Annotated in this window: 18 protein-coding genes; 5 read left to right on the forward strand and 13 right to left on the reverse strand. The window is 71.5% G+C overall.

The genetic code is table 11. The annotated features are described in order from the left end of the window. Nucleotides 1–5: 5 nt before the first annotated feature. Genes ACFHPP_RS23820 through ACFHPP_RS23830 form a run of 3 tightly spaced genes read right to left on the reverse strand, consistent with a single transcriptional unit; the run spans nt 6 to nt 2,382 of the window. A complete protein-coding gene (locus ACFHPP_RS23820) occupies nt 6–1,052 on the reverse strand; it encodes an ArsO family NAD(P)H-dependent flavin-containing monooxygenase (protein WP_437165734.1) in 1,047 nt (348 codons plus the stop codon). Then, a complete protein-coding gene (gene arsB, locus ACFHPP_RS23825) occupies nt 1,049–2,086 on the reverse strand; it encodes an ACR3 family arsenite efflux transporter (RefSeq protein WP_437165735.1) in 1,038 nt (345 codons plus the stop codon). The genes ACFHPP_RS23820 and arsB overlap by 4 nt, the downstream gene beginning before the upstream one ends. A gap of 2 nt (nt 2,087–2,088) precedes the next feature. Continuing rightward, nucleotides 2,089–2,382 carry an ArsR/SmtB family transcription factor gene (locus ACFHPP_RS23830; protein ID WP_437165736.1) on the reverse strand — a complete coding sequence of 98 codons (294 nt, stop codon included), beginning with the start codon at nt 2,380–2,382 and terminating at the stop codon, nt 2,089–2,091. 64 nt (nt 2,383–2,446) lie between these two features. Here ACFHPP_RS23830 and ACFHPP_RS23835 point away from each other — a divergent pair, with 64 nt between their 5' ends. Next, nucleotides 2,447–3,139: a cysteine hydrolase family protein gene (locus ACFHPP_RS23835; RefSeq protein ID WP_437165737.1), complete on the forward strand. Its 693-nt coding sequence runs from the start codon at nt 2,447–2,449 to the stop codon at nt 3,137–3,139. On the opposite strand, the gene ACFHPP_RS23840 is transcribed toward ACFHPP_RS23835, so the two are convergent. The 7 genes from ACFHPP_RS23840 to ACFHPP_RS23870 are packed head-to-tail and all read right to left on the reverse strand — an operon-like array spanning nt 3,124 to nt 15,154. Next, nucleotides 3,124–4,320 carry an MFS transporter gene (locus ACFHPP_RS23840; protein ID WP_437165738.1) on the reverse strand — a complete coding sequence of 399 codons (1,197 nt, stop codon included), beginning with the start codon at nt 4,318–4,320 and terminating at the stop codon, nt 3,124–3,126. The two genes, ACFHPP_RS23835 and ACFHPP_RS23840, sit on opposite strands and share 16 nt — an antisense overlap. Further along, nucleotides 4,317–5,645 carry an FAD-dependent oxidoreductase gene (locus ACFHPP_RS23845; protein ID WP_437165739.1) on the reverse strand — a complete coding sequence of 443 codons (1,329 nt, stop codon included), beginning with the start codon at nt 5,643–5,645 and terminating at the stop codon, nt 4,317–4,319. Before ACFHPP_RS23845 ends, ACFHPP_RS23840 begins: the two co-directional genes overlap by 4 nt. Continuing rightward, nucleotides 5,642–6,058, reverse strand: coding sequence for a PadR family transcriptional regulator (locus ACFHPP_RS23850; protein WP_437165740.1), 417 nt, complete (start codon nt 6,056–6,058; stop codon nt 5,642–5,644). The genes ACFHPP_RS23845 and ACFHPP_RS23850 overlap by 4 nt, the downstream gene beginning before the upstream one ends. A gap of 46 nt (nt 6,059–6,104) precedes the next feature. Next, nucleotides 6,105–9,194: an efflux RND transporter permease subunit gene (locus ACFHPP_RS23855; protein ID WP_437165741.1), complete on the reverse strand. Its 3,090-nt coding sequence runs from the start codon at nt 9,192–9,194 to the stop codon at nt 6,105–6,107. A gap of 4 nt (nt 9,195–9,198) precedes the next feature. Further along, the gene (locus ACFHPP_RS23860; protein ID WP_437165742.1) at nt 9,199–12,318 is read right to left on the reverse strand and encodes an efflux RND transporter permease subunit; all 3,120 of its coding nucleotides are present in this window, start codon (nt 12,316–12,318) and stop codon (nt 9,199–9,201) included. Next, complete coding sequence (locus ACFHPP_RS23865; protein ID WP_437165743.1) at nt 12,315–13,682, reverse strand: efflux RND transporter periplasmic adaptor subunit; 1,368 nt, start codon at nt 13,680–13,682, stop codon at nt 12,315–12,317. Before ACFHPP_RS23865 ends, ACFHPP_RS23860 begins: the two co-directional genes overlap by 4 nt. Beyond that, nucleotides 13,679–15,154 carry an efflux transporter outer membrane subunit gene (locus tag ACFHPP_RS23870; protein ID WP_437165744.1) on the reverse strand — a complete coding sequence of 492 codons (1,476 nt, stop codon included), beginning with the start codon at nt 15,152–15,154 and terminating at the stop codon, nt 13,679–13,681. Before ACFHPP_RS23870 ends, ACFHPP_RS23865 begins: the two co-directional genes overlap by 4 nt. Nucleotides 15,155–15,428: 274 nt before the next feature. On the opposite strand from ACFHPP_RS23870, the gene ACFHPP_RS23875 reads away from it, so the two are divergent. Further along, a complete protein-coding gene (locus ACFHPP_RS23875; protein ID WP_437165745.1) occupies nt 15,429–19,592 on the forward strand; it encodes a choice-of-anchor I family protein in 4,164 nt (1,387 codons plus the stop codon). Between the two features lie 45 nt (nt 19,593–19,637). Here the strand turns inward: ACFHPP_RS23875 and ACFHPP_RS23880 are convergent, their stop codons facing one another. Both ACFHPP_RS23880 and ACFHPP_RS23885 read right to left on the reverse strand, forming a co-directional pair. Further along, nucleotides 19,638–20,648, reverse strand: coding sequence for a 2-hydroxyacid dehydrogenase (locus ACFHPP_RS23880; protein WP_437165746.1), 1,011 nt, complete (start codon nt 20,646–20,648; stop codon nt 19,638–19,640). A gap of 14 nt (nt 20,649–20,662) precedes the next feature. Further along, on the reverse strand, nt 20,663–21,538 hold the full coding sequence (locus ACFHPP_RS23885; RefSeq protein WP_437165747.1) for a universal stress protein: 876 nt from the start codon (nt 21,536–21,538) through the stop codon (nt 20,663–20,665). Between the two features lie 156 nt (nt 21,539–21,694). On the opposite strand from ACFHPP_RS23885, the gene ACFHPP_RS23890 reads away from it, so the two are divergent. Together ACFHPP_RS23890 and ACFHPP_RS23895 are read left to right on the forward strand one after the other, a co-directional pair. After that, nucleotides 21,695–23,221, forward strand: coding sequence for an L-lactate permease (locus ACFHPP_RS23890; RefSeq protein ID WP_437165748.1), 1,527 nt, complete (start codon nt 21,695–21,697; stop codon nt 23,219–23,221). Nucleotides 23,222–23,270: 49 nt separating this feature from the next. Beyond that, nucleotides 23,271–24,212, forward strand: a complete 942-nt coding sequence (locus ACFHPP_RS23895) for a 1-phosphofructokinase family hexose kinase (protein WP_437165749.1) — start codon at nt 23,271–23,273, stop codon at nt 24,210–24,212. Between the two features lies 1 nt (nt 24,213). Here ACFHPP_RS23895 and ACFHPP_RS23900 read toward each other — a convergent pair whose 3' ends face one another. After that, the gene (locus ACFHPP_RS23900) at nt 24,214–24,681 is read right to left on the reverse strand and encodes a PaaI family thioesterase (protein ID WP_437165750.1); all 468 of its coding nucleotides are present in this window, start codon (nt 24,679–24,681) and stop codon (nt 24,214–24,216) included. 64 nt (nt 24,682–24,745) lie between these two features. Between ACFHPP_RS23900 and ACFHPP_RS23905 the strand changes: the two genes are divergently transcribed. Continuing rightward, nucleotides 24,746–25,012, forward strand: a complete 267-nt coding sequence (locus tag ACFHPP_RS23905; RefSeq protein ID WP_437165751.1) for a DUF6522 family protein — start codon at nt 24,746–24,748, stop codon at nt 25,010–25,012. The last annotated feature ends 120 nt before the right edge of the window (nt 25,013–25,132 follow it).

Below are 25,132 nucleotides of genomic sequence, written 5' to 3' on the forward strand. Positions count from 1 at the left end.
GCCGTTCAGGCGGCGGCGATGGCCGCCACCGCCTCCCGCGCCGCGCGCGTCACCCCGGCCAGCGTGGCGGAGGCGCCGCCGGTCCAGTCGCCATAGCCGAGCAGGAACAGGCGGGGCTCGGCCAGCGCCCGGCCGCCAGCGCCGACCCGCACCCGCCCATCCGGCTCCACCAGGCCGAGCGGCGCCAGGTGGCCGAGGGCCGGGCGGAAGCCGGTGCACCAGATGATGGCGTCGACCTGGAGGCGGCTGCCATCCGGCCAGATCGCCGCATCGGCCTCCAGCCGCGCGAAGGGCGGGCGGCTGGTCAGGATGCCGCGGCTGCGCGCCTCGACGACGGGCGGCACCATGACGATGTTGCCGAGGTCGCCCTGCGGCGGCGGTGGGCGGCCCTCGCGTTCGGCGATGATGCGGGCGGTGGCGCGGTCGAACAGGACGCGGCCATCGACGTCATCCGGCAGGAAGACCGGCGGGCGTTCGGTGACCCAGGTGGCGCGGGCGGCGTGGCGCGACACTTCCGCCAGGATCTGCGCGCCGGAATTGCCGCCGCCGACCACCAGCACGGACAGGCCGGCAAAATCCTGCGGCCGGCGGTAGCGGGCAGAATGAATCTGCGTGCCGGCGAAGTCCTTCGACATGGGCGGGATGAAAGGCGCGCTCCAGGTGCCGGTGGCGCTGATGACGGCACGCGCGGTCCAACGCGCGCCGTCCTCCGCCGCCACCACCAGACCCGCCTCGGCCCGCCGTACCGCCGCGACCCGCACCGGGCGCCGCACCGGCAGTTCGTAGCGCGCCTCATAGGCCGCGAGGTAGGCGATGACGGCGTCGCGGGCCGGAGACCCACCGCCGGAGGCCGGCGGCATCGGCCAGCCGGGCAGGGAGGAGTACTGCGCCGGGGAGAACAGCGTCAGCGAATCCCAAGCATGCCGCCAGGCGCCCCCCGGCGCCTCGCCGGCGTCGAGGATGACGAAGGACAGCTTCTGCCGCCGCAGGAAGTACCCGGCGGCAAGGCCGGCTTGTCCGGCGCCCACCACCACCACATCGAAGTCGTTCATGCCGTTGCCGGGAACCAGCGCCGGCCAAGCCGCAGCGCCACGCCGACCAGCAGGATCAGCACCGGCACCTCCACCAGCGGCCCGATCACCGTGGCGAAGGCGACGGGGGACGCGAGCCCGAAGGCGGCGATGGCGACCGCGATCGCAAGTTCGAAGTTGTTGGAGGCGGCGGTGAAGGCAATGGCGGTGGTGCGCGGATAATCCGCGTCGATCCACCGTCCCATGGCGAAGCTGACGACGAACATCACCACGAAGTAGATCGCCAGCGGCAGCGCGATGCGCAGCGCATCCAGCGGCAGCCGCACCACATCGCCGCCCTTCAGCGCGAACATGGCGAAGATCGTGAACAGCAGCGCCGCCAGCGTCACCGGCCCGATCCGCGGCAGGAACTTTTCAGCGTACCAGTCCTCGCCATGCCGGGCGACCAGCATGCGCCGAGTGAGGTATCCCGCGGCGAAGGGCACGCCGAGATACAGCAGCACGGCACCGGCGATGGTGGAAAACGCCACCTGCACCACCTGGCCCTCCAGCCCCACCAGGGGGGGCAGCACGGACAGGAAGAACCAGGCATAGGCGCCGAAGAACAGCAACTGGAAGACGCTGTTGAAGGCGACGAGTCCGGCGACGTACTGGTTGTCGCCGCGCGCCAACTGGTTCCAGACGATGACCATGGCGATGCAGCGCGCCAGGCCGATCAGGATCAGGCCCGTCATGTATTCGGGGTGGTCGGACAGAAAGATCACCGCCAGGGCGAACATCAGCACCGGCCCGATCACCCAGTTCTGCACCAGCGACAGCAGCAGCACGCGCCAGTCCCGGAACACCACCGGCAGCGCCTCATACCGCACGCGGGCGAGCGGCGGATACATCATCAGGATCAGGCCGATGGCGATCGGCAGGTTGGTGCCGCCGACCGAGGCGCCGTCCAGCAGAAGCGGCAGCGCCGGCAGCAGGTGCCCCGCGGCGATGCCCGCCGCCATGGCCGCGAAGATCCACAGCGTCAGATGCCGGTCGAGGAAGGACAGCCGCTGCATCGTCAAAGCACCTCGACCAGGGATTTGAGCCGCGCCAGGGCATCCCGCCCGAGCCGGTAGCAGATGCGCGGCCCATCCACCTCGCCCTCCACCAGCCCGGCCGCCTTCAGGATGCGGAGATGCTCGGAGACGGTGGATTGCGCGAGGTCGAGGTCGGCCACGATGTCGCAGCCGATGCAGGGGCGGCCGGCGGCCTCATGCCGCGCCAGCAGGCGCAGAACGCGGACGCGGCTGGGGTGGGACAGCGCCTTGGCCAGCGCGGCCAGGGCTTCGTCGGAGGCACTGGGTTCGTTCATCGTCGATGGACGATCTATCCCGGCGCATGGCAGGGTGCAAGCGGCTTGGCGATGGGGCGGCGCGATGGATTGGAAGACCGGCTGGCGATCCTTCTACTACCAGGGTGCCCCGCCCGCGCCGGACCCGGTGCTGGTCCCGGGCCGCGTCGGTCTGCTGGTGATCGACGTGCAGAACACCTACCTCGAACGTCCCGATCCTGCCGGCCTGTCCGGCGAGGAACTGGCGCGCTTCCATGCCTGGACGCCGTTCCACACGCGGATGCACGGCACCGTCCTGCCCGCCATCCAGCGCCTGCTGGCGCGCTTCCGTGCCGATGGCAACACAGTGTTCTTCGCCCGCATCGCCTGCCTGCGGCCGGATGGCGCGGACCGCTCGCTCAGCCAGAAGAAGCCCGGCTGGAACAACCTGCTGCTGCCGCATGACCGGCCGGACTCCGCCATCGTCGATGCCATCGCGCCGCTGCCCGGCGAGATCGTGGTGACCAAGACCACGGATTCCGCGCTGACCGGCACCAACCTCCGCCTGATCCTGGCGAACATGGGCATCACCCATGTGGTCTGCGCCGGCATCTTCACCGACCAGTGCGTCAGCTCCACGGTCCGCAGCCTCGCCGATGAGAGCTTCGACGTGATCGTGGTCGAGGATGCCTGCGCCGCCGGCAGCGAAGACCTGCACCTGCGCGAGCTGGAAATCCTCAACCGCATCTACTGCGAGGTGATGCGGGTGGACGACCTGCTCGGCTACCTGCCGGCCTGACGCGGCGCGGCTTCCGCCGGCACGGCGCGCAGCACCAGCAGCGCCAGGCAGGCGGACAGGCACAGGCCGGTGGTCAGCGTCAGCGCCGCCTGCACCCCGGCGCCTTCCAGCAGCAGCCCGAAGGCCAGCGGCGCCGCCGCCTGCAGCAGCCGCGCCGGCGCGCCGAGCAGCCCCTGCCGGGCCCCATATCCGACCGGCCCGAACACCGCGAGCGGCAGCGTGCCCTTGGCGATGGTCATCACGCCATTGCCCATGCCGTGCAGAACCGCGAAGGCGGCCGCCGCCGGCCCGCCGAAGACCAGCAGCGCGACGGCCCCCAGCGGATGCCCGAGCACCGCGATGCGCGCCGAGACCAGCGGGTGGAAGCGCCGCAGCAGCCCGAACTCCGCGACGCGCGCCGCCACCTGTGCCGGCCCGATCAGGGCGCCCGCCGCCACCGCCGCCGCCGCCGTGGCGCCCGCCGCCTGCAGCAGCGCCGGCAGATGCGCCGCCATGGCGCCGGCGATGAACCAGGTGGCGGCGAAGACGAAGGCGAGGAGCGGCATCGCCAGCCGGCTCGGCGCCGGCCCGGCCTCCTCCGCCAGCGCGGCCTTGCGTTCCGGCGGCGGCGCCGGCGGCACCAGCAGCCGGTTCAGCGGAAGGCCGACCAGCACATGCAGCGCCGCCCAGACGAGGCAGGCGCCGCGCCAGCCCACGGCCTCCAACAGCAGCGCCGAGAGCGGCCAGCCCACCGTGCTGGCGAAGCCCGCGATCAGCGTGATGCCGGTGATCGGCCCCCGCGCCGCGCGCCCATACAGCCCGGCCAGCGTGGCGAAGGCGGCATCGTACAGCCCCATCGCCATGCCGAGGCCGAGCACCATCCAGGCCGCCGCCATGCTCCACGGCCCCTGCGACAGGCCCAGGCCACAGAGTCCCGCGGCCAGCACCAGGTTGGACAGCGTCAGCACGCCGCGCCCGCCATGCAGGTCGATCGCCCGCCCCACCGCGGGTCCGGTCACGGCCAGCAGGATCAGCGCGGCGGAGAAGGCGCCGAACACCCAGGAGGTGGAGATGCCGAATTCCGCCGCCATCGGCGCCGCCAGGATCGCCGGCAGGTAGTAGGAGGACGCCCAGGCCAGCGTCTGCGCCGTGCCGAGCGCGAGGACGACGCGCCGGGACCCGGCGGGCGCCGCCTCGTTCATTTCGGCCCGCAGCAGGAGGCCGCCGGCGCCAGCTCCGGCTTCGGCGCGCAGCAGGCGCCCTGCGGCGTGGCCGGCGTGCAGCAGGCGGAGGCCGCTTCCGGCGCGCGGTCCGTGCTGCACACGCCGGTCTCCGGCAGCACCAACTCCACCCGCCGCGCGGCGGCGGCATCGCCGGCCAGGAAGGCGGCGATGCTGCGGACCTGTTCATGGCCCGTCGCCATCAGGAAGGTCGGCGCGCGGCCGTAGCTCTTCATGCCGGCGATGTAGAAGCCGGTTTCGGGATGGCGCAACTCGGCCTCCCCATGCGGCCGGACGGTGCCGCAGGAATGCAGGTTCGGGTCGATCAGCGGCGCCAGGGAAGGCGTCGCCTCCACGGCCGGGTCAAGGCCGAGCCGGACCTCCCGCAGGAAGGACAGGTCCGGCCGGAAGCCGGTGGCGACGATCATGCGGTCCACCCGCACGGTCGTCGCGCGCCCATCCTGCCGCCCCGTCACCGCCAGCGCGCCATCGGCCTCCGCAACCCGGTCCAGGCGGAACGGCGCCAACGCCGTCACCGCGCCCGATTCCACCAGCGCCTGCGCCCGCGCCCCGAGCGAGCCCCGCGCCGCCAGCCCATCCCGCGCGCCACCACCGAAATTCACCGCGCCGAGCGGCCGGCGGAACGCCCACAGGATGCGGGTGCCGCCGCCGAGCGCCGCCAGGTCCAGCACCGCATTCATGGCCGAATGCCCGGCGCCCACCACCAGCGTCGCCCGGCCTTCATAGGCCGCGCGGTCGGCGCCGAGCACGTCCGGGATGCCGGTGGCGATGCGCGCCGCCAGCGCCGCCTCGCCGGGCGCCGGCATTCCGTGGGCGCCGGCCGGGTTCGGGCTGCCCCAGGTGCCGGAACAGTCGATCACGGCCGAGGCCTCGATCTCCTCGATGCCGCCGGAGGTCTCGACCTGCACCACGAAGGGCGTGGCATCCCGGTCCGCCGAATCGCGCAGCCGCCCGAGGTCGCGCCGCGCCACGCCGATCACCTTCGCGGACAGCCTGATATCCGCCTCCAACGCCTGCGCGAGCGGCGCCAGGTACTGCGCGACCAGGTCGGCACCGGTCGGGTAGGCCTCGGGATCGGGCGCGATCCAGCCCCGGCTTTCCAGCAGGGTCCGCGCCGCCGCATCGACGTTGTAGCGCCAGGGCGAGAACATCCGCACATGGCCCCAGCCGAGCACCGAATGGCCGATGCGCGGCCCGGCCTCCAGCACCAGGGGCCGCAGGCCGCGGGCACGCAGATGGGCGGCGGCGGCCAGGCCGGTGGGACCGGCCCCGATGATGGCGATCATGCGTCTTCTCCTTCGCGCGCGCAGCAGCGGGGTTCGGGGTGGCCGAAGGCGCGGCCGGTGTCGGTCAGCGCGGCGGTGGCTTCCATCCAGGCGTCCAGCGCCACGGCGAAGGCGGCGCGGCCGGCCTCGGTCAGCGCATAGACCCGGCGCTGGCGGCCCTGCACCACCTCCTCCCGCACCGTGACGAAGCCACCGGCGGCGAAGTCGCGCAGCACCGGGTAGATGGTGCCCTCGGTGGGGGAACAGCAGCCGCCGGTCACGCGCTCCACCCGCCGGGCGATGTCGTAGCCATGCTGCGGGCCGTCATGCAGCACGCGCAGGATGAAGAATTTCGACAGCCCCATCTTGATGGTGCCCGCCCAGTAGTCGCGGGTGCCATAGTCGACGGGGGCGGGACGCGGGGCAGGCTGCATGGGGGGAGCTTATACCCCAACCTTCAATGCATCAACCCTCAATGTATCAGGCTGGCGCCACCACCGGCGGCAGCCGCCCGCGCCGCGCCGCCGCCATGCGCTCGAAGGTCAGGTACACCGCGGGCGTCGTGTACAGCGTCAGAAGCTGGGACAGGATCAGCCCGCCGATGATGGTGATGCCGAGCGGCTGGCGCAGTTCCGCCCCCGGGCCGGTGGCGATGGCCAGCGGGATGGCGCCGAACAGCGCGGCCAGCGTGGTCATCAGGATCGGCCGGAAGCGTTCGCGGCAGGCTTCCAGGATCGCCACCATGCCGCCCTCGCCGCCTTCACGCTCATGCGCCAGGGCGAAGTCCACCATCATGATGGCGTTCTTCTTCACGATGCCCATCAGCAGGATCACGCCGATCAGCGCGATGACGGTGAAGGGCGTGCCGGTGACCAGCAGCGCCAGAAGCGCGCCGATGCCCGCCGTCGGCAGCGTGGACAGGATGGTCAGCGGGTGGATCAGGCTTTCGTACAGCACGCCGAGCACGATGTAGATCGTGACCAGCGCCGCCAGGATCAGCAGCGGAAGCCCGCCAAGGAAGCTCTGGAAGGCGCGCGCATTGCCGGCGAATTCGCCGCGGATGCTGCCCGGCATCTGGATGTCCAGCACCGCCTGTTCCACCAGCGCCGTCGCGGCGCCAAGCTCCGTGCCCTCCGCCAGGCTGAAGCTGATGCTGGCCGCCGGGTACAGGCCCTGATGCGTGATGGAGCGCGGCGCCACGCCGCGTTCCAGCCGCACCATGGCGGCCAGCGGCACCGGCCCCTCGCGGCCCGGCACGAAGATGCCGGTGAGCTGGGAGGGGTCCTCCGTCAGCCGCGGGTCGATCTCCAGGATCACGCGGTACTGGTTGCGGGCGCGGTAGATGGTGGAGACCTGGCGCTGCGCGAAGGCGTTGTTCAGCGCGCCGCCAAGCGCCGAGATGGAAACCCCGAGCCGCGCCGCCGCGTCCCGGTCGATCACCAGGCGCGAGATCAGCCCGGTGCGTTCCTGGTCCGAGGACACGTCCGTGACCTGCGGCAGGGTGCGCAGCTGGTTCACCAGCCGCTCGCTCCAGGTGCCCAGCGCCTCCAGGTCCGGGGTCAGCAGGACGTATTGGTAGGAGGCGTTGCCCTGTCGCCCGCCGATGTTGATGTCCTGCTGCCCGCGCAGGAAGGTCTGCACGCCGGTGACGCGGGACAGCGGCGTGCGCAGCCGGTCGATGACCTGCGCCGCCGTCAGCCCGCCACGTGCCGCGCGCGGCTTCAGCCCGACCTGCAAGCGGATGCTGGCGGAGCCGAAGAAGCCGCCGCTGCCGAGCGAGGCGGAGACGCTTTCCACGGCCGGATCGGCGCGGATGATGTCCACGACCGAATCCTGGTAGCCGACCATCGCCTGGAACGAGGTATCCGGCTGCGCCACCGCCGAGCCCTGCACCAGGTTGGTGTCCTGGTCGGGGAAGAAGGCCTTCGGCACCTGCATGTAGAGCCACACCGTCAGCACGACGAGGCCGCAGGTGAACACCACCGTCAGCCGCCGCCAGCGCAGCACGGCGCCGAGGCTGCGCATGTAGCCCGCGACGAGCCCATCCATCATCGCCTCGAAGCCGCGACCGAAGCGACCCGGCGGCCGCGGCGCCGCGCTGCCCAGCAGCACCGCCAGCATCGGTGTCACGGTCAGCGAGACGACGGCGGAGATGGCGACGGCGATGGACAGCGTCGCGGCGAATTCGAAGAACAGCCGGCCGACCACGCCGCCCATGAACAGCAGCGGGATGAACACCGCGATGAGCGAGACGCTCATCGACACCACGGTGAAGCCGATCTGCCGCGCACCTTCCAGCGCCGCCTCGCGCGGCTTCATGCCGCGTTCGGTCATCCGCGCCATGTTCTCGATCATGATGATGGCGTCGTCGATGACGAAGCCGACCGAGATGGTCAGCGCCATCAGCGACAGGTTGTTCAGCGAGAACCCCACCAGCCACATCACCGCCAGCGTGCCGAGCAGCGACAGCGGGACGGAGACCGCGGTGGCGAAGATCACCGATTTCCGGCGCAGGAACACCGCCACCACCAGCACCACCAGGATGATGCTGATGAGCAGGGTGTGCTGCACCTCATCCACGCTGGCGCGGATCGTCTCCGACCGGTCGCGCATGATGGAGATGTCGATGCCGGCGGGAATCCACCTTTGCAGGTCGGGGATCAGCGTGCGGATGCCGTCCACCACCTCCAGCACGTTCGCATCGGCCTGCTTGTAGACCATCAGGATGACGGCGGGGCGGCCGTTGTAGGACCCCGCCTGCCGCCGGTCGCGTGGCCCCTGTTCCACGCGCGCCAGGCTGGACAGGCGCACGATGGCGCCATCCGCCTGCTTCACCACGATGTCGCCGAATTCCTCCGCCGTCGCCAGCCGGTCGTTCACCGTGATGGCGGCCGACTGGTGCTCACCCTCGATCAGGCCGGTCGCCTGGGTGACGTTGGCGGTGGTGATGGCGGTGCGGATCTGCTCCAGCGACACATTCGCGGCCGTCGCCGCCGCCGGGTCCACCGCGACGCGGATGGCGGGTTGCTCGGCGCCGGACAGGCTGACCTGCGCCGTGCCGTTCACCTGGGACAGCCGCGGCACCACCACGCTGTCGGCGGCGTCGTAGACCTCGCCGGCGGTGCGGGTTTCCGAGGTCATCACCAGGATCAGCACCGGCGCATCGCCGGGGTTCAGCTTGCGAAAACTGGGCGGGTTGGTCAGGCCCGAAGGCAGGTCGGCCTGTGCCGCGTTGATCGCCGCCTGCACGTCCCGCGCCGCGGATTCGATGGAGCGCGAAAGCTCGAACTGCACGATGATGCGGGTGCTGCCGAGCGAGGAGCTCGACGTCATCTCGCTGATGCCGGGGATCTCGCCCAGGCGGCGTTCCAGCGGTGCGGCGACGGAGGACGCCATGATGGCCGGGTCCGCGCCGGGCTGGCTCGCCGTCACCGCGATGGTCGGGAAATCCACCTTCGGCAGTGGCGCCACCGGCAGGTCGAAATAGGCGACGAGGCCGGTGAGCGCGAGGCCGATCGCCAGCAGGACCGTGCCGATGGGACGCGCGATGAAGGGGGCGGAGATCGACACGCTTCTATTCCGCCGGTGCCGGCGGCGGGGCGCTGCGGCCAAGCCGCGCGGCGCGGTCCCGAAGCTGTTCCATCGCCAGGTAGATCACCGGCGTGGTGTAGAGCGTGATGACCTGGCTCAGCAGCAGCCCGCCGATGACGGAGACGCCAAGCGGCAGCCGCAATTCGGACCCGGCGCCGCTGCCCAGCACCAGCGGCAGCGCGCCGAGCAGGGCCGCCATGGTCGTCATCATGATCGGCCGGAAGCGCAGCAGGCAGGCCTCCCGGATCGCATCGCGCGGCGACATGCCGTGGTCGCGCTGCGCCTCCAGCGCGAAGTCGATCATCATGATGGCGTTCTTCTTGACGATGCCCATCAGCAGCACGATGCCGATCAACGCCACCACCGACAGGTCCAGCCCGAACAGCCACAGCCCGAGCAGCGCGCCGATGCCGGCGGAGGGCAGGGTGGACAGGATGGTGATGGGGTGGATGACGCTTTCGTACAGCACACCCAGCACGATGTAGATGACGATGATCGCCGCCAGGATCAGCCAGCCCTGGCCGGCGAGCGACCGGGTGAATTCCGCCGCATCGCCGCCGAAGCTGCCGGAGATGGAATCCGGCATGCCAAGCTGGGCCTGCGCCAGCCGTATCGCCTCCAGCGCCGCACCCAGCGAGGCGCCGGGTGAAAGGTTGAAGCCGATGGTCACGGCGGGGAACTGGTCCTGCCGGGTGATGGTCAGCGGGCCGCGGCCGCGCGTGATGCTGGCGATCTCGGCCAGCGGGATCTGTGGCGCGATCGCCGTGCCCACCGCGGCGCCGGTGACGCGCAGCATGCCGATGGCGGCCGGGTCGCCGGCCTGCGCCGGGTCGGCTTCCAGCACCACGCGGTACTGGTTGTTCTGCGCGTAGATCGTCGAAATCTGGCGCTGGCCGAAGGCGTTGTACAGCGTGTCGTCCACCGCCTGCATGGTGACGCCGAGCCGCGCCGCGCGCTGCCGGTCCACATTCACCATCACCCGCAGCCCATCCTCCCGCTGGTCGCTGCCGACATCCCGCAGCGCGGGCTCGGCCCGCAGCGCCGCCACCAGGCGTGGCGCCCATTCGGACAACTGCGCCGCGTCGCTGTCCATCAGCGTGTACTGGTACTGCGTGGCCGATGGCCGCGTGCCGATCTGGATGTCCTGCACCGGTTGCAGATAGGTCTCGATGCCGGCGATGGCGGCCAGCCGCGGCGTCAGGCGCTGCATGATGGCGCTGACATCGTCGCTGCGTTCCGCCCGCGGCCGCAGCACAGCCGTGATCCGCCCGGTGTTCGACGCCGCGTTGATGGTGCCGGCGCCGGCGACGGAGGTGATGGCAACCACATCCGGGTCCTGCGCCACCACCTCCGCCACCTGGCGCTGCAGCTCCGACATGCGGCGGAAGGAGACATCCTGCGGCGCCTCCGTCGTCACGGTGATCAGCCCGGTATCCTGCAACGGCAGGAAGCCCTTGGGCATGAGGATGTAGAGGCCGACGGTGCCCGCGACGGTCAGCGTCGCCAGCACCAGCATCAGCCCCTCCCGCGCCAGCGCGCGGTCGAGCGTGCGGGCGTAGCCGCGGCGCAGCGACTCGAAGCCGCGCTCGAACAGGTCGGAGATGCGGCCGGGCTTGTCCTCGCCGTGCGGGCGAAGCAGCAGGCCGCACATCATCGGCGTCAGCGTCAGCGACACCACCATCGACACCAGGACGGAGACGGTCAGCACCATGGCGAATTCGCGGAACAACCGCCCGACAACGCCCTCCATGAACAGCAGCGGGATAAACACCGCGATCAGCGAAAGGGTGAGGGAGACGATGGTGAAGCCGATCTGCTTCGCGCCCTCATAGGCCGCGCGCAGCGGCTTCATCCCCTCCTCGATCATGCGGACGATGTTCTCGATCATGACGATCGCATCATCCACCACGAAGCCGGTCGCGATGGTCAGCGCCATCAGCGACAGATTGTCCATGGAGTATCCCAGCACCGACATGATGCCGAAGGTGCCGACGATGGACAGCGGCAGGGCGACGCCCGGGATCAGCGTGGCGCGCCAGGTCCGCAGGAACAGGAAGATCACCAGCACGACCAGCACCATCGAAAGCATCAGCGTCAGCTGCACCTCGTGCACCGAGGCGCGGATCGTCTCCGTCCGGTCCGCCACCACGGAAAGCCGCACGCCGGCGGGAAGCGCCCGTTGCAGACCCTCGAGCTGGCCGCGCAGCGCCTCCACAGTGGCGACGATGTTGGCGCCGGGCTGGCGCTGCACGTCGAGCAGCACGGCGGGACTGCCATTGTACCAGGCCGCCGTCAGCGTGTTCTCCAGATCCTCCACCGCCACGCCGACATCGCGCAGCCGCACCGGCGCATCCTCCCGCCAGGCGATGATGAGGTCCTCGAAGGCCGCGGGTGTCGAGATCTGGTCATTCGCCATGACGGCGGAGGATTGCTGCGGCCCGTCGATGGAGCCCTTCGCGCCGGCCACGTTGCCTGCGGTGACGGCGCTGCGCACCGCCTCCATCCCGATGCCATAGGCGGCCAGCCGGCGCGGATCGACCTGCAGGCGCACCGCCGGCCGCATGTTGCCCTGCACCGCGACGCGTCCGACGCCGCCGACCTGCGCCAGCCTTTGCGCCAGCAGCGTATCCACGATGTCCGACAGCCGCGCCACCGGCAGCGTGTCGGAGGTCAGCGCCAGGGTCAGGATCGGCGGGTCCGCCGGGTTCACCTTGGCGTAGGTCGGCGGGTAGGGCAGCGTATTGGGCAGCGTGCCGCGTGCCGCGTTGATCGCCGCCTGCACGTCCTGCGCCGCATCGTCGATGTCGCGGTCCAGGTTGAACTGCAGCGTGATGCGGCTGACCGAAGGCCCGCTGACGGACACCATCTCCGACAGCCCCGCGATCAGCGCGAGCTGCCGCTCCAGCGACGCCGTCACCAGCACCGCGACGGTGTCCGGCGAGGCACCGGGCAGTTGCGTCGTCACCTGGATGGTCGGGAAGTCGACCTCCGGCAGGGAGGACACCGGCAGTCGCATGTAGCCGTACAGCCCGGTCAGCAGCACCGCGACGGCCAGCAGGGCGGTCGCCACCGGTCGCGCGATGAAGGGGGCGGAGATGTTCACGGGCGCGGCGTGGGTTGCGCCGGGGTCTGGGCCGGGGTCGCCGCCACCGGCGCGCCGGCCGGCGGCCCGGCGCTCGGCGCCGCCCCGCCCGCGCCGGGCGGACGCCGCCGCTGCCGTGGCACGGCCACCGGCACCACCGGGTCCGCCACCTGCACCGCGCTGCCGCTCACCAGCCGCAGCGCACCGGAGGTCACCGCGCGCTCACCCGGCCGCATGCCCCGCAGCACCACCGCCTGTTGCCCGGCGATGGTGCCGAGCGTCACGGGCCGCTGTTCCACCGTGTTGTCGTCGCGGACGATGAAGGCGTAGGTGCCCTGCGGCCCGCGCTGGATGGCGACCAGCGGCAGCACCGTCACGTCCCGCAGCACCGCCACCTGGATGCGCGTGTTGACGAAGGCGCCGGGCCACAGGCGCTGGTCGTCGTTCGGGAAGGTCGCCTTCAGCTTGATGGTGCCGGTCGCCGCGTCCACCTGGTTGTCCAGCGTCACCAGCTGCCCGATGGGGTTCGGCGGCGGCGGGCTGCCATCCGGCCGCGGCGGCGCGGTTTCCGCCAGACGTGCCTCGACCTGCACCGGCCCTTCCTCCAGCGCCTGGATCACCTGCGGCAGGGTCTGCTGCGGCAGGGTGAAGGTGATGCTGATGGGCCGCAGCTGCGTCACCACCGCGATGCCGGTGGTGCTGCTGGATTGCACGAAATTGCCGAGATCCACCTGGCGCAGCCCGACGCGGCCATCGATGGGGGAGCGGATGGTGGTGTCGTCCAGCTTGGCCTGCGCATCGGCAATGGTCGCGTCGTCGAACTGCAACTGCGCTTCCAGCTGCGCCACCGTCGCGCGCTGCGTGTCCAGCACCTGCTGCGAGGTGCCGCTGCTGCGCGCCAGCGTGACGTAGCGTTGCAGGTCGCGCCGCGCATTCGCCAGCTGCGCATCCCGCTGCGCCCGCGTCGCCACCGCCTGGTCCAGCGCCGCCTGGTAGCTGCGCGGGTCGATGCGCACCAGCACGTCGCCCGCCTTCACCTCCTGCCCCTCCCGGAACACGATCTCGGTGATCCGGCCGGAGACCTGCGGCACCACGGTGACGGTGTTGGAGGCCTGCACGGTGCCGAGCGCATCCAGCAGGATCGGCAGGTCCTCCGTCGTCGCCGCCACCGCCGTCACCGGGATCGGCACGCGGCCGCCACGCGTCGGGCCGGTTGCCGCAGGCGGCGCCCCGCCGAACCAGCCCGAGCTCCAGCCATACCAGCCGCCGCCCGCCAGCAGCGCCAGCAGCAGCAGCCAGGGCCACAGCCGCCGGCGACGGCGCGGGGCTGTGGGCGTCGAGGCCTTCGGCGCCTCGGCGAGGGGCGGGCGGGGCAGGTCGTTCATCGCGGAATACTCGCTGATCCGCCGGGGCGGGCGGCAACCAGAGGTGGAGGCACCGAGGCCAGCGTCCAGCCGCCTCCCAGCGCCGTGAACAGCGCGCTGGCGGCCTGCAGCCGGTCCGTCTGCGCCTGTGCCACGGCGTTGCGGGCGCTGAACAGGCTGGACTGCACGTTCAGCACCGTCAGCAGATCCACGGTTCCGGCCTGCAACTGCGCCTCCGCGATGGCATAGGCGCGGCGCGCGGCGTCGGCCCGCACCCGTTGCAGGGCCAGCGCTTCCGTGGTGCGGCGCAGGGCGGACAGGCTGGTCTCGGTATCCTGCAGCGCGAACAGGATGGCGCGTCGGTATTCCGCCACAAGCTCCGCCTGCCGGGCGCTGAACTGGTCCACCTGGGCGCGCAGCGCGCCGGCATTGAAGATCGGCGCCGTGGCGCCGGCCGCCAGGTTGTAGACCACGGAGCCCGGCCGCAGCAGGGTCTCCAGCGCCACGCTCTGCAGCCCGCCGCCGCCGGTAAGCGCGATGGTCGGGAACAGGGCGGCGCGGGCGGCGGCGACATTCGCATTCGCCGCCAGCAGGTTGGCCTCCGCCAGTTGCACGTCCGGCCGGCGCGCCAGCACCTCGGCCGGCAGGCCCGGCGCGATTTCCGGCACGCGGATGTCATCCAGGCGCACCGCGCGGATGTCGATCTCCCCCGGCGCCACGCCGGTCAGCGTGCCAAGCGCGAAGCTGTTCTGTTCCGCCTGCTGTTGCAGCGGCGGGATGGCGGCGCGCTGCTGCGCCACCACGGTTTCCTGCTGCGCGATGTCGAGCCCGGTGGCGGTGCCGACCGCCAGCCGCTGGCGCAGGATGCCGAGGTTGCGGTTGGCCACTTCCAGGTTGCCGCGCTGGATCTCGAGCTGTTCCTGCGCGCCGAGCACGTTGAACAGCGCGTTGGCGACGGAAGCCTGGGTGGTCAGCGCGGTGACGCCGATGGCGTAGCGGGCGGCCACGGCGCTGGAGCGGGCGCTGTCCAGGATCGCCCGGTTGCGGCCCCAGAAATCTACCTCGTAGCTGGCGGAGAAGCCGCCGCCGAAGCTGTTGCCGGCGCTGCCGGCCGAGCCCGGGTTGCGGCTGGTGCTGCGCGACCGGCCGGCCGACAGGTCCGCATCCACCCGCGGCAGCAGCGCGGCGCCGGAAATCCGCACCTCCGCATCCGCCTGGCGCAGCCGCGCCACCGCCGCGGCGATGTCCAAATTCTCCGCCATGGCCGCGCGCATCAGCGCATCCAACTGCGGCGTGCCGAAGCCCTGCCACCAGGCGGCATCGGGCCAGCGCATCGCGGTGGGGGCCGGGCTGGCGTTGGCGGCGCGGAAGAATCCCGGGATGCGCAGGCCGGAGGCAGCCGGGTCGATCCGCGCGGCACAGCCCTGCGCCAGGCCGCCGGTGCCCAGCAGGGTGGCGGCGCGAAGGAAGCGGCGGCGGGCGGGAAGCGTCATGGATGCCAGGGTGAACCTCGTTTGCGGCGGCGCCGGGGCGTGCCACGGCCAGGCTGGTTGTGCGCCGGCCGCGCCGCCGCTGCCACCGCCGATTGGCTACGAAGCGTTGCGGTGCGTAAGCGACCGGGCCCGAATTTGAAGGAAACCTTAACACATCCGGCGCCGAACGGACGCCGCCGCGTAACAATTCGCGGATACGTGTCCGCCGTTCGAGACGGACCCGGTGCCCTGAACCCGGGCCCGCCCGGCCGCCGGCTGCCACGGAGCAAAACAGATGAGCCTGTCCACCACCCCGACCGCTGCGCTGAGCTTCGCGACCGCGGGCAGCCTGACCCTGGCCGGCGCGGAAATTTCCGCCTTCGATCCGGGCAGCGACCGGCTTTTCGTGACCTCCGGCGTCGGATTGCAGGTGGTGGACCTGTCCAACCCAGCCATGCCGGTCCTGATCGAGACCGTCGACTTCACCACGCTCGGCTTCGCCACCACGGACATCACCAGCGTCGCGGTGAAGAACGGCATCGTCGCCGTGGCGCTGCCGAATGCCGACAAGGCCCTGCCGGGCCAGGTGCTGTTCCTGGCCGCGAATGATCCGGGCGTCGTGATCGCCGCCGTCGAGGTCGGCGCCCTGCCGGACAGCCTGACCTTCACGCCGGACGGCACCCACCTGCTGGTCGCCAACGAGGGCGAGTTGAACGAGGACGGGACCGATGGCGATGGCAGCGTCACCCTGATCTATACCGGCGCCGGCCCGGGCCGCCTGGGACCGCCCATTACCGCCACCTTCGACGCCTTCGATGGGCAGGAGGATGCGCTGCGTGCCGCCGGCGTGCGCATCTTCGAGGGCCGGTCCGTGTCCCAGGACGTCGAGCCGGAATACATCGCCGTCTCCGCCGACAGCAGCAAGGCCATGATCACGCTGCAGGAAGCCAATGCGGTGGCGATCCTGGACATCGCCAGCGCGACCATCACCGCGATCGTGCCGCTCGGCTCAAAGGATTTCTCGAACCTGCTGGCCGATTTCAGCGACCGGGACGGGCCGGGCAACGACCCGCTGCCGGGCAATCTGGTGAACGCGCCGGTCTTCGGCCTGTACATGCCGGACGCGATCGACAGCTACGAAGCGAATGGCCAGACCTTCTACGTCATCGCCAATGAGGGCGACGACCGCGACGACTTCCTCGACCCCGGTGAGACGATCCGCGTCGGCAGCAATGCCTACGACCTCGATGACGCGACCTTCCCGAACGAGGCCTTCCTGAAGGACAGCGACAACCTCGGCCGCCTCACCGTCTCCAACGCCCCCGGCCTGCGTGGCGACACGGATGGCGATGGCGATATCGACCAGATCCTGATGTACGGCGCGCGATCCTTCTCCATCCTCGATGACCAGGGCAACATCGTCTTCGACAGCGCGGACCTGATCGAGCGCATCGTGGCGGAGCAGTTTCCCGCCCTGTTCGACGACGGCCGCAGCGACAACAAGGGGCCGGAGCCGGAGGGCATCGAGATCGGCGTCATCGACGGCAATACCTATGCCTTCGTCGCCCTCGAACGCTCCAACATGACGCTCGCCTTCGACGTGACGGACCCGGATGCCGTTACCTACACCGGCGCCATCCGCCGCGAGGGTGACGTCAGCCCGGAGGGCGTGCTGTTCATCCCGGCCGCGGAGTCGCCGACCGGCCAGGCGCTGTTCATCGCCAGCAACGAGGTCAGCAACACCATCTCCGTCTTCACGGTGGACCCGGCGCCCTTCACCCTGCAACTGCTGCACTTCGCCGATGCCGAGGCCGGGCTGCTGGCCGGGCGCACCGCGCCGAACCTGGCAGCCCTGGTCGATGCCTTCGACGGCAGCTACGCCAACACGCTGATCCTGGCCGGTGGCGACAACTTCATCCCCGGTCCCTTCCTGGCAGCCGGCACCGATGCCTCCGTCGCCGCCACCCACGGCCGCGGCAACAACCCCGGTGCCGCCGACATCGAGATCCACAACCGCATCGGCGTCGAGGCCTCGACCGTCGGCAACCATGAGTTCGACCTCGGCACCAACGCCTTCGCCGATGCGGTCAACGATGCCGCCTTCCCCTACCTGACCGCGAACCTGGACTTCTCCGGCGATGCCGGCATCTCCGGCCGCTATACCGAGACGGTGGGCGTCAACGGTCTGGAGAACGCGGCAGCCCTGGCCGGCCGCATCGTGCCCTCCGCCGTCGTGCAGAAGGGCGGCGAGGCGATCGGCCTGGTCGGCGTGACCACCCAGGTCCTGGAATCGATTTCCTCCACCGGCAATGTCGAGGTGAAGGGCTTCGCCGGCGACGGCACCGAGACCAACGACATGGCGCTGCTGGCGGCGCAGTTGCAGCCGGTGATCGACGACCTGATCGCGCAGGGCGTCAACAAGATCATCCTGATGTCGCACCTGCAGCAGATCCGGTTCGAGCAGGAACTGGCGACGCTGCTGACCGGCGTCGACATCATCCTCGCGGCCGGCTCCAACACCCGCCTTGGCGATGCCACCGATGTCGCGGTGGAATTCCCCGGCCACGCCGCCGACTTCGCCGGCACCTACCCGATCGTCACGCAGGGCGCCGATGGCGGCACCACGCTGATCGTCAACACCGACAACGAGTTCACCTATCTCGGCCGCCTGGTCGTCGATTTCGACGCCGAGGGCCGCATCATCCTGGACAGCCTGGACGAGGCCATCAACGGTGCCTATGCCGCGACCGACGCCAATGTCGCCGCCGCCTGGGGCGTGGCCGAGGCCGACCTCGCGACCACCGCCTTCGCCGCCGGCACCAAGCGCGCCGAGGTCGCTGAGATCACCGACGCCGTGCAGGCCGTGATCGCCGCCAAGGACGGCAACGTCTTCGGCTTCACCGATGTCTACCTCGAAGGCGAGCGCGACCAGGTGCGCAGCCAGGAAACCAACCTCGGCAACCTGACGGCGGATGCCAACCGCGAGGCGGCGGTCGAGGCGACCGGCGAGGCCTTCATGGTCTCGCTGAAGAATGGCGGCGGCATCCGCGCGCAGATCGGCGCGGTGGAGGTGGCCACCGGCGACAAGCTGCCGCCGATCGCCAACGCGGATGCGGGCAAGCCCGCCGGCGGCGTTTCCGAGCTCGACATCGAGAATGCGCTGCGCTTCGACAACAAGCTGATGGTGTCCGACACCACGGCGGAGGGCCTGAAGAACATCCTGGAATTCGCCGCAGGCATCCCGCAGGGCAATGGCGGCTATGCCCAGCTCGGCGGCGTGCGCTTCGCCTTCGATCCGGACAACGCGGCCGGCAGCCGGGTACAGAGCGTGGCGCTGATCGACCAGGCGGGCCAGGTGATCGCCCGCGTGGTGGAGGACGGCGTGGTGCTGGCCGATGCACCCGCCGTCATCAGCGTCGTCTCGCTGAACTTCCTGGCGAATGGCGGCGACGGCTACCCGGTGAAGGCCAACGGCTTCAACTTCCGCTACCTGCTGGAGGACGGCTCGCTCAGCGCCCCGGTGGATCCGACCGCGAGCTTCACCGCGGCCGACATCGTACCGGCCGGAACGCTGGGCGAGCAGAAGGCGCTGGAGGACTACCTGGCGCGCTACCACGCGACGCCGGAGACCGCCTTCGCCGAGGCCGACACGCCCGCCTCCGCCGATACCCGCATCCAGGACCTGAACCGCAAGGAATTCGACACCGTCTTCTTCGGCGGCACGATCCAGGACGGCGAGGGATCCGGCCGTATCCTCGGCACGGTCGGCGACGATGTCATCTTCGGCAACGGCGGCAACGACACGATGCTGGGCGGTGCCGGTGACGACACGCTGTTCGGCGGCGATGGCCAGGACCGCCTGGTTGGCGGTGCGGGTCGTGACGTCCTGCTGGCCGGGGACGGCAACGACCGCGTGCTGGGCGAAGATGGAGACGACCTGCTCGACGGCGCGGCCGGCGACGACCGCGTGGTCGGTGGCCTGGGGTCCGACACGGTGCTCGGCGGCACCGGGCGCGACACCATCGCCGGTGGGGATGGCAACGACATCCTCCAGGGCGGCGACGACAACGACCGGCTGTCGGGCGATGCCGGTGACGACACGCTGGAGGGTGGCCTGGGTGCGGACGTGCTGATCGGCGGCGCGGGCGTCGACATCTTCACCTTCAACGCCTTCGTCGAAAGCCTGCGCGACCAGGCCGACCGCATCCGCGACTTCAACGCGGCGGAGGGGGACCGCATCAGCTTCGCCGGCATCGATGCGGACCCGCTGGCGGATGGCGACCAGGCCTTCGCCTTCGTCGGCACCGGCGCCTTCCTGGACGGCGTCGCCTCCATCCGCGTGCATTACGGCGCGAACGGCACGGCGATCCAGGTCGACGCCGGCGATGGCGGCGCGCTCGAGATGGTGGTGCGGCTGGTCGGCCAGCCGGTGCTTCAGGCCAGCGACTTCATCCTCTGACCCAAGGCAGGGCGGCGCGCCCCAGGGCGCGTCGCCGCGCTCGCTTCAGGCCAGCTTCTCGGTCGAGACCTCGTGCGTCGCACGTCCGGTTCCGGCGAAGCTGGTGATGTTGGCGATCGTCGTCTCGGCGATCGCCGTCAGCGCCTCGGTCGTGAAGAAGGCCTGGTGCGCCGTGACCAGCACGTTGGGGAAGGTCAGCAGCCGGGCGAAGATGTCGTCCTGCAGCATCTGGCCGGACAGGTCCTCGAAGAACAGGTCGGCCTCCTCCTCATACACGTCGAGGCCGAGCAGCCCGATCCGGCCGGATTTCAGCCCGGCGATGGTGGCGCGCGTGTCGACGATGGCGCCGCGGCTGGTGTTGATGAGCATGGCGCCGCGCCGCATCCGCGCCACCGCCGCGTCGTCGATCAGGTGCCGCGTCGCGGGCGTCAGCGGGCAGTGCAGGGTGACGATGTCGGCGCGCGCCAGCAGGTCGTCCATGGAGAGGTATTCGAGCCCCATCGCACGCCCCTCCTCGGACGGGAAGGGGTCGTGCGCCACCACCGTGCAGCCGAAGCCGCGCATGATCCGCGCCACCGCCAGGCCGATCCGCCCGGTGCCGACCACGCCGACCGTGCGTCCATGCATGTCGAAGCCGAGCAACCCATCCAGCGCGAAGTTCCCCTCCCGCACCCGGTTGTAGGCGCGGTGGATGCGGCGGTTCAGCGACAGCATCATCGCCACGGTGTGCTCCGCCACCGATTCCGGCGAATAGGCCGGCACCCGCGCCACGGTCAGCCCCAGCCGCCGCGCCGCCACCAGGTCCACGTTGTTGAAGCCGGCCGAGCGCAGCGCCAGCAGCCGGATGCCCATGCCGGCGAAGGCTTCCAGCACCGGCGCGTCGACATGGTCGTTGACGAAGGCGCAGACCGCCTCCGCCCCCTTGGCCAGCCCCGCGGTTTCCGCCGAGAGCCGCGCCTCCAGGAAGACCAGGCGGTGCCGCCCGCCATCCGCCGCGTTGGCGGCCTCCAGGAACTGCCGGTCATAGGGCTTGGTGCTGAACACGACGACATGCATGGGCGGGTTGTTCCTCAGGCCCTGGGTTGCCGCACCATCAGCACGTCGCTGGGCAGGCAGGCCAGCAGGCGCTTCGCCACGCTGCCGACCAGGAACCCTGCCAGCCCGCTGCGGCCCTGGGTGCCGAGGACGGTCAGGTTGACCTCGCGGTCCGCGACGTACCGCGCCAGTTGGGCATCCGCCGGCCCGTATTTCAGCATGAACTGGATTCGCGCCCGCGCCGCTTCCGGCACGGTGGCGAGGAAATCCTCCTGGTCCGTCGCGGCCAGTTGCCGCATCTCCGCCATATGGGCATCGCGGCCAAGGATGCCCTCGAACGGGATCTGGAAGGCGTGGAACAGCGTGACCGCCGCCTCCGGCAGCCAGGCCAGGGCGCAGTCGAGCGCGTGGCGCGAGGTGGGCGAGAAATCCGTGGCGACCACCACCTCCCCATAGTCGCGCCGGGCGCGGCGCTTCACCACCAGCACCGGCACCGGCGATTGCTGCACCAGGTGCTCGACGATGCGGCCGACCGCCGCGCGCCCCATCATCTCGTCGCGCGCCACGCCGGTGACGATCAACTGGCAGTCGAGCGCGGCGGCCTGCCGCAGGATCGCCTCGGCCGGCTCGCCGCGTTCGATCACCACCTCGCCGAGCGTGCCCTGCAGGTCGGCGCGGATATGACGCTCGGCCGCCTGCACCGCCTCCGACTGGCTGCGGCGCCAGGAGGGCACCTCCGGCGGCTCCTTGCCCGGGATCACATTCAGCAGGTGCAGCGTGGCGCCCCAATCCTCGGCCAGCCGCGCGGCGCGGTCCTGCGCCCGGTCGCAGCGGCTGCTCAGGTCGGTGGCGAGCAGGATGCGCTTCGGCGTGCCGTTCTGCCAGGCCGGGTCGGTTCGGGTTGCGCTCATCGGCGGAACTCCCTCAAGTCGGTTTGTCGTGCCGGGGCGTCGCCCCGGATGGATCAGCTAACGCGCATGGAGCCGATCGACATTGACTAAAATCAATCTTCTAGAAATATTTAGATGGCATCCAGGAATGTTTCGTCTCGTGTCCAGAGGTTTGGCATGACCGCCCTGGCCGCGCTGCTCCCGATCCTGCTGATCATCCTGATGATGGTCGGCGCCGGGCGTGGCGCGGTGGCCGCCGGGCTCGCGGGCCTGGGCGTCGCGCTGCCGGTGGCGCTGCTGGTGTTCGGCTGGCAGGGGCCGGCGGCGGCGGGCGGCGCCGGCGGGGCGCTGGCCGGCGTCACGGCCGAGGCCGGATTCTCCGCCCTCACCATCCTGTGGATCATCCTGCCGGCGCTGTGGCTGCACGAACTGCAACTGGCCTCCGGCGCCACCGAGACGCTGCGCCGGGCGCTCACCAGCCTGTCGCCGGACCGGCGGGTGACGGCGTTGCTGGTCGCCTGGTTCTTCGCGCTGTTCTCCGAAGGTGCGGCCGGCTTCGGCACGCCGGTGGTGCTGGCGGCGCCGATCCTGGTGGGCCTGGGCTTCGGTCCGGCGCAGGCGGTGGCACTGGCGCTGGTCGGCCACGCGGTGGGGGTTTCCTTCGGCGCCGTCGGCACCCCGGTGGTGCCGCAGGTGGCGGCGAGCGGGCTGGACCCGCTGGCGCTGTCCGGCGCCACGGCGCTGCTGCACGCCGCCTGCGGCTGGACCATGGCCCTGTTCGTAAATCGCCTGGCGGGCGAGGGCCTCAACGGCGAAGGGCCGGCGGCGCGGGGCGGCTGGGGCACGGCCCTGTTGGCCGCCGTCGCCTTCCTGGTGCCGTTCGTCGCCATCGCCATCTGGGTGGGGCCGGAACTGCCGACGCTCGGCGGTGCGCTGATCGGCGGCGTCGTCTTCGCGCTGGCGGTTTCCCGCCGCGGTGCGCCCCGGGCCGGGGCCGAGCCCGGACCCTCCGGCCGCGCCGTGCTGGCCGCGGCGCTGCCCTACCTGCTGCTGCTCGCCCTGATCCTGGCGACACGCCTGCTGCCGCCGGTGCGGGAGGCGCTGGGCCACCTGGCGCTGGACTGGTCCCTGGCCGAGGGCGCCTTCAGCGGCAGCCTGCTGCCGCTGTACCACCCGGGCACGCTGCTGCTGGCCAGCCTGCTGCTGGCGGCGGGGCTGCGCCGCACCGGGTGGGAGGTGCTGGGTGCCGCCGCGGGCCGGGCGCTGGCGCGGCTGCCGCCGGTGTTCCTGGCGCTGCTGCTGATGCTCGCCCTGGCGCGGCTGATGGTGCATTCCGGCATGGTCGCGGCGCTGGCCGAGGCGGCGGCGGCCATTGCCGGGCAGGGCTGGCCCGCCTTCGCGGCCGCCACCGGCGCGCTCGGCACCTTCGTCACCGGGTCGGCCACCGCCTCCAACATCCTGCTGTCCGACTTCCAGCTGGCCACCGCCGCGGCGCTGTCGCTGCCGGCGCTGCCGCTGCTGGCGGCGCAGGGGTTCGGCGCCGCGGTCGGCAACATCATCTGCCCGCACAACATCGTGGCCGGCGGCGCCACGGTCGGGCTCGGCGGCCGGGAAGGGGAGGTGATGCGGCGCACCCTGCCGGCCTGCGCGCTGTACGCCGCGCTCGGCGGCGCGGCGACGTTGGCGGCGGTGGCCTTGTGGTGATGGACCCCACCTCGCGCGCCCGCGCCGCTTCTGGCACCCTGGCACCATCATGCCCGACACCCCGACGATCATCACCCTGACCGCCAACCCCTCCGTCGACCTCGCCTGCGAGGCCGAGGCGGTGCGCCCCGTGCGCAAGATCCGCACGACGAATGAGCGGTTCGACCCCGGCGGCGGCGGCGTCAACGTCGCCCGCGTGGTGCGCGAGCTGGGCGGGCAGGCGCTGGCGGTGCTGCTGGCCGGCGGCGTCACCGGGCGGCTGATCGAGGAGCTGGTCGATGCCGCCGGCATCCCGCGCCGCAGCGTCCCGATCGCGGGCCGCACCCGCATCAGCCAGATCGTGCAGGACCTGTCGAGCGGCCTGGAATACCGCTTCGTCCCGGAAGGCCCCGAAATCGCTCCGGCCGAGACTTCGGCGGCGCTGGAGCTTCTGGCCCGCGAAGCCGGCGCATGGCTGGTGCTCAGCGGCAGCCTGGCGCGCGGCATGCCGGTGGATTTCTTCGCCACCGCCGCAGGCCAGGCCCCCGCCCGCGGCCAGCGCGTGGTGGTGGACAGCTCCGGCGCCCCCTTGCGCGCCGCCATCGAAGCCGGTGGGCTGGAGCTGGTGAAGCCGAGCCTCGGCGAGTTCGAGGCGCTGGTCGGCCGCAAGCTGCCCGAGGCGGCGGACCAGGACGCCGCGGTGCTCGCCCTCGCGCGGTCCGGCGCGGTGAAGCTGGTGGCGCTGACGCTCGGCCATCGCGGCGCCGTGCTGGCGAATGCCGAGCGGGTCTGGCGGCTGCCGGCGCCCGACGTGCCGGTGCGCGGCGCGGCCGGGGCGGGGGACAGCTTCGTCGCCGCCATGACCCTGTCCCTGGCCCGCGGCGAGGCGCCGGCCGAGGCCTTTGCCTGGGGCAGCGCCGCCGGCGGTGCCACCGTGGCGCAGCCCGGCACGGCTCATGCGAAGCGGGCGGAGGTGGAGGCGCTGTACCGCCAGATGCGCCGGCTGCTGTAGCTCAGCCCTCCTTCGGCCCGGCGCCCGGCGGCTGGCCGACATGGGTCTCGCTGCCCGCGCGCCAGCGATGGGTGGAGGCGCCGAAGGCCACCATCCTGCCGGCCTCGTCGAACACTTCCGTGCGGACGAAGAAGATGTTGCGGCCGCGCTGCGCCACCTTGGCCTCCGCGACCAGGCGCCCGGCCTTCACCTGGCCGGTGAAGCGGCAATCCAGGTCCAGCGTCACCGCCTTGCGGACATGGCCGGGCACGCTGCACCACAGGCCGGAATAGCCGGCCGCCTGGTCGATCATGGACAGGATCAGCCCGCCATGGACGATGCCGGAGCGGTTGCGGTGCTGGTCCCCCACCGTGCAGGCCAGCCGCGCCAGCCCCTCCTCCCACTGCACCAGGGTCAGGCCGAGCAGCGCGTGGTAGGGTGCGCCGCCAGGGTCGAGGTCGGTAGCCGGGGAGGGATCGGATTGGGTCATGCCACCTCCGTTGCAGCGCGCCGCCGCCGCGGTCAATCCTGCCCCGCACTGCGAGGAGCGCCCCATGCCTGTCCCTGACCGGGTCGAGATCGACGAAGCCGGCGACGTGGTGCTGTCCGCCGAACAGGCCGCGGGCCTGCTCGGGGTGGCGCTGGAGGATTTCCTGGCGGATCTGCGCGCCGGCCATGTCTATTCGGTGATCGAGCGAGGGGAGGGCGCGGATGCCGGGCGAATCCGCCTGACTTTGCACCGCCGCTCCACCCGCCGCCGCCTGGTGGTGGAGGCGGCGACGGGCCGGGTCCTGGAGACGGACCCGTCCGACGAGGCATGAACCCGCGCCCGGTCCGCCAAAAAAAAGGCCGCCAACCCGTTGGGGTAGCGGCCTAAGTCAAACAGGGAGGCTTCACGTCTGGGAGACGAAGGGGTTCAGGGCTCGCCCTGAATGACCCTG

This window comes from Falsiroseomonas sp. E2-1-a20 (assembly GCF_051433195.1).
In the GTDB taxonomy this organism is placed as follows: Bacteria; Pseudomonadota; Alphaproteobacteria; order Acetobacterales; family Acetobacteraceae; genus Falsiroseomonas.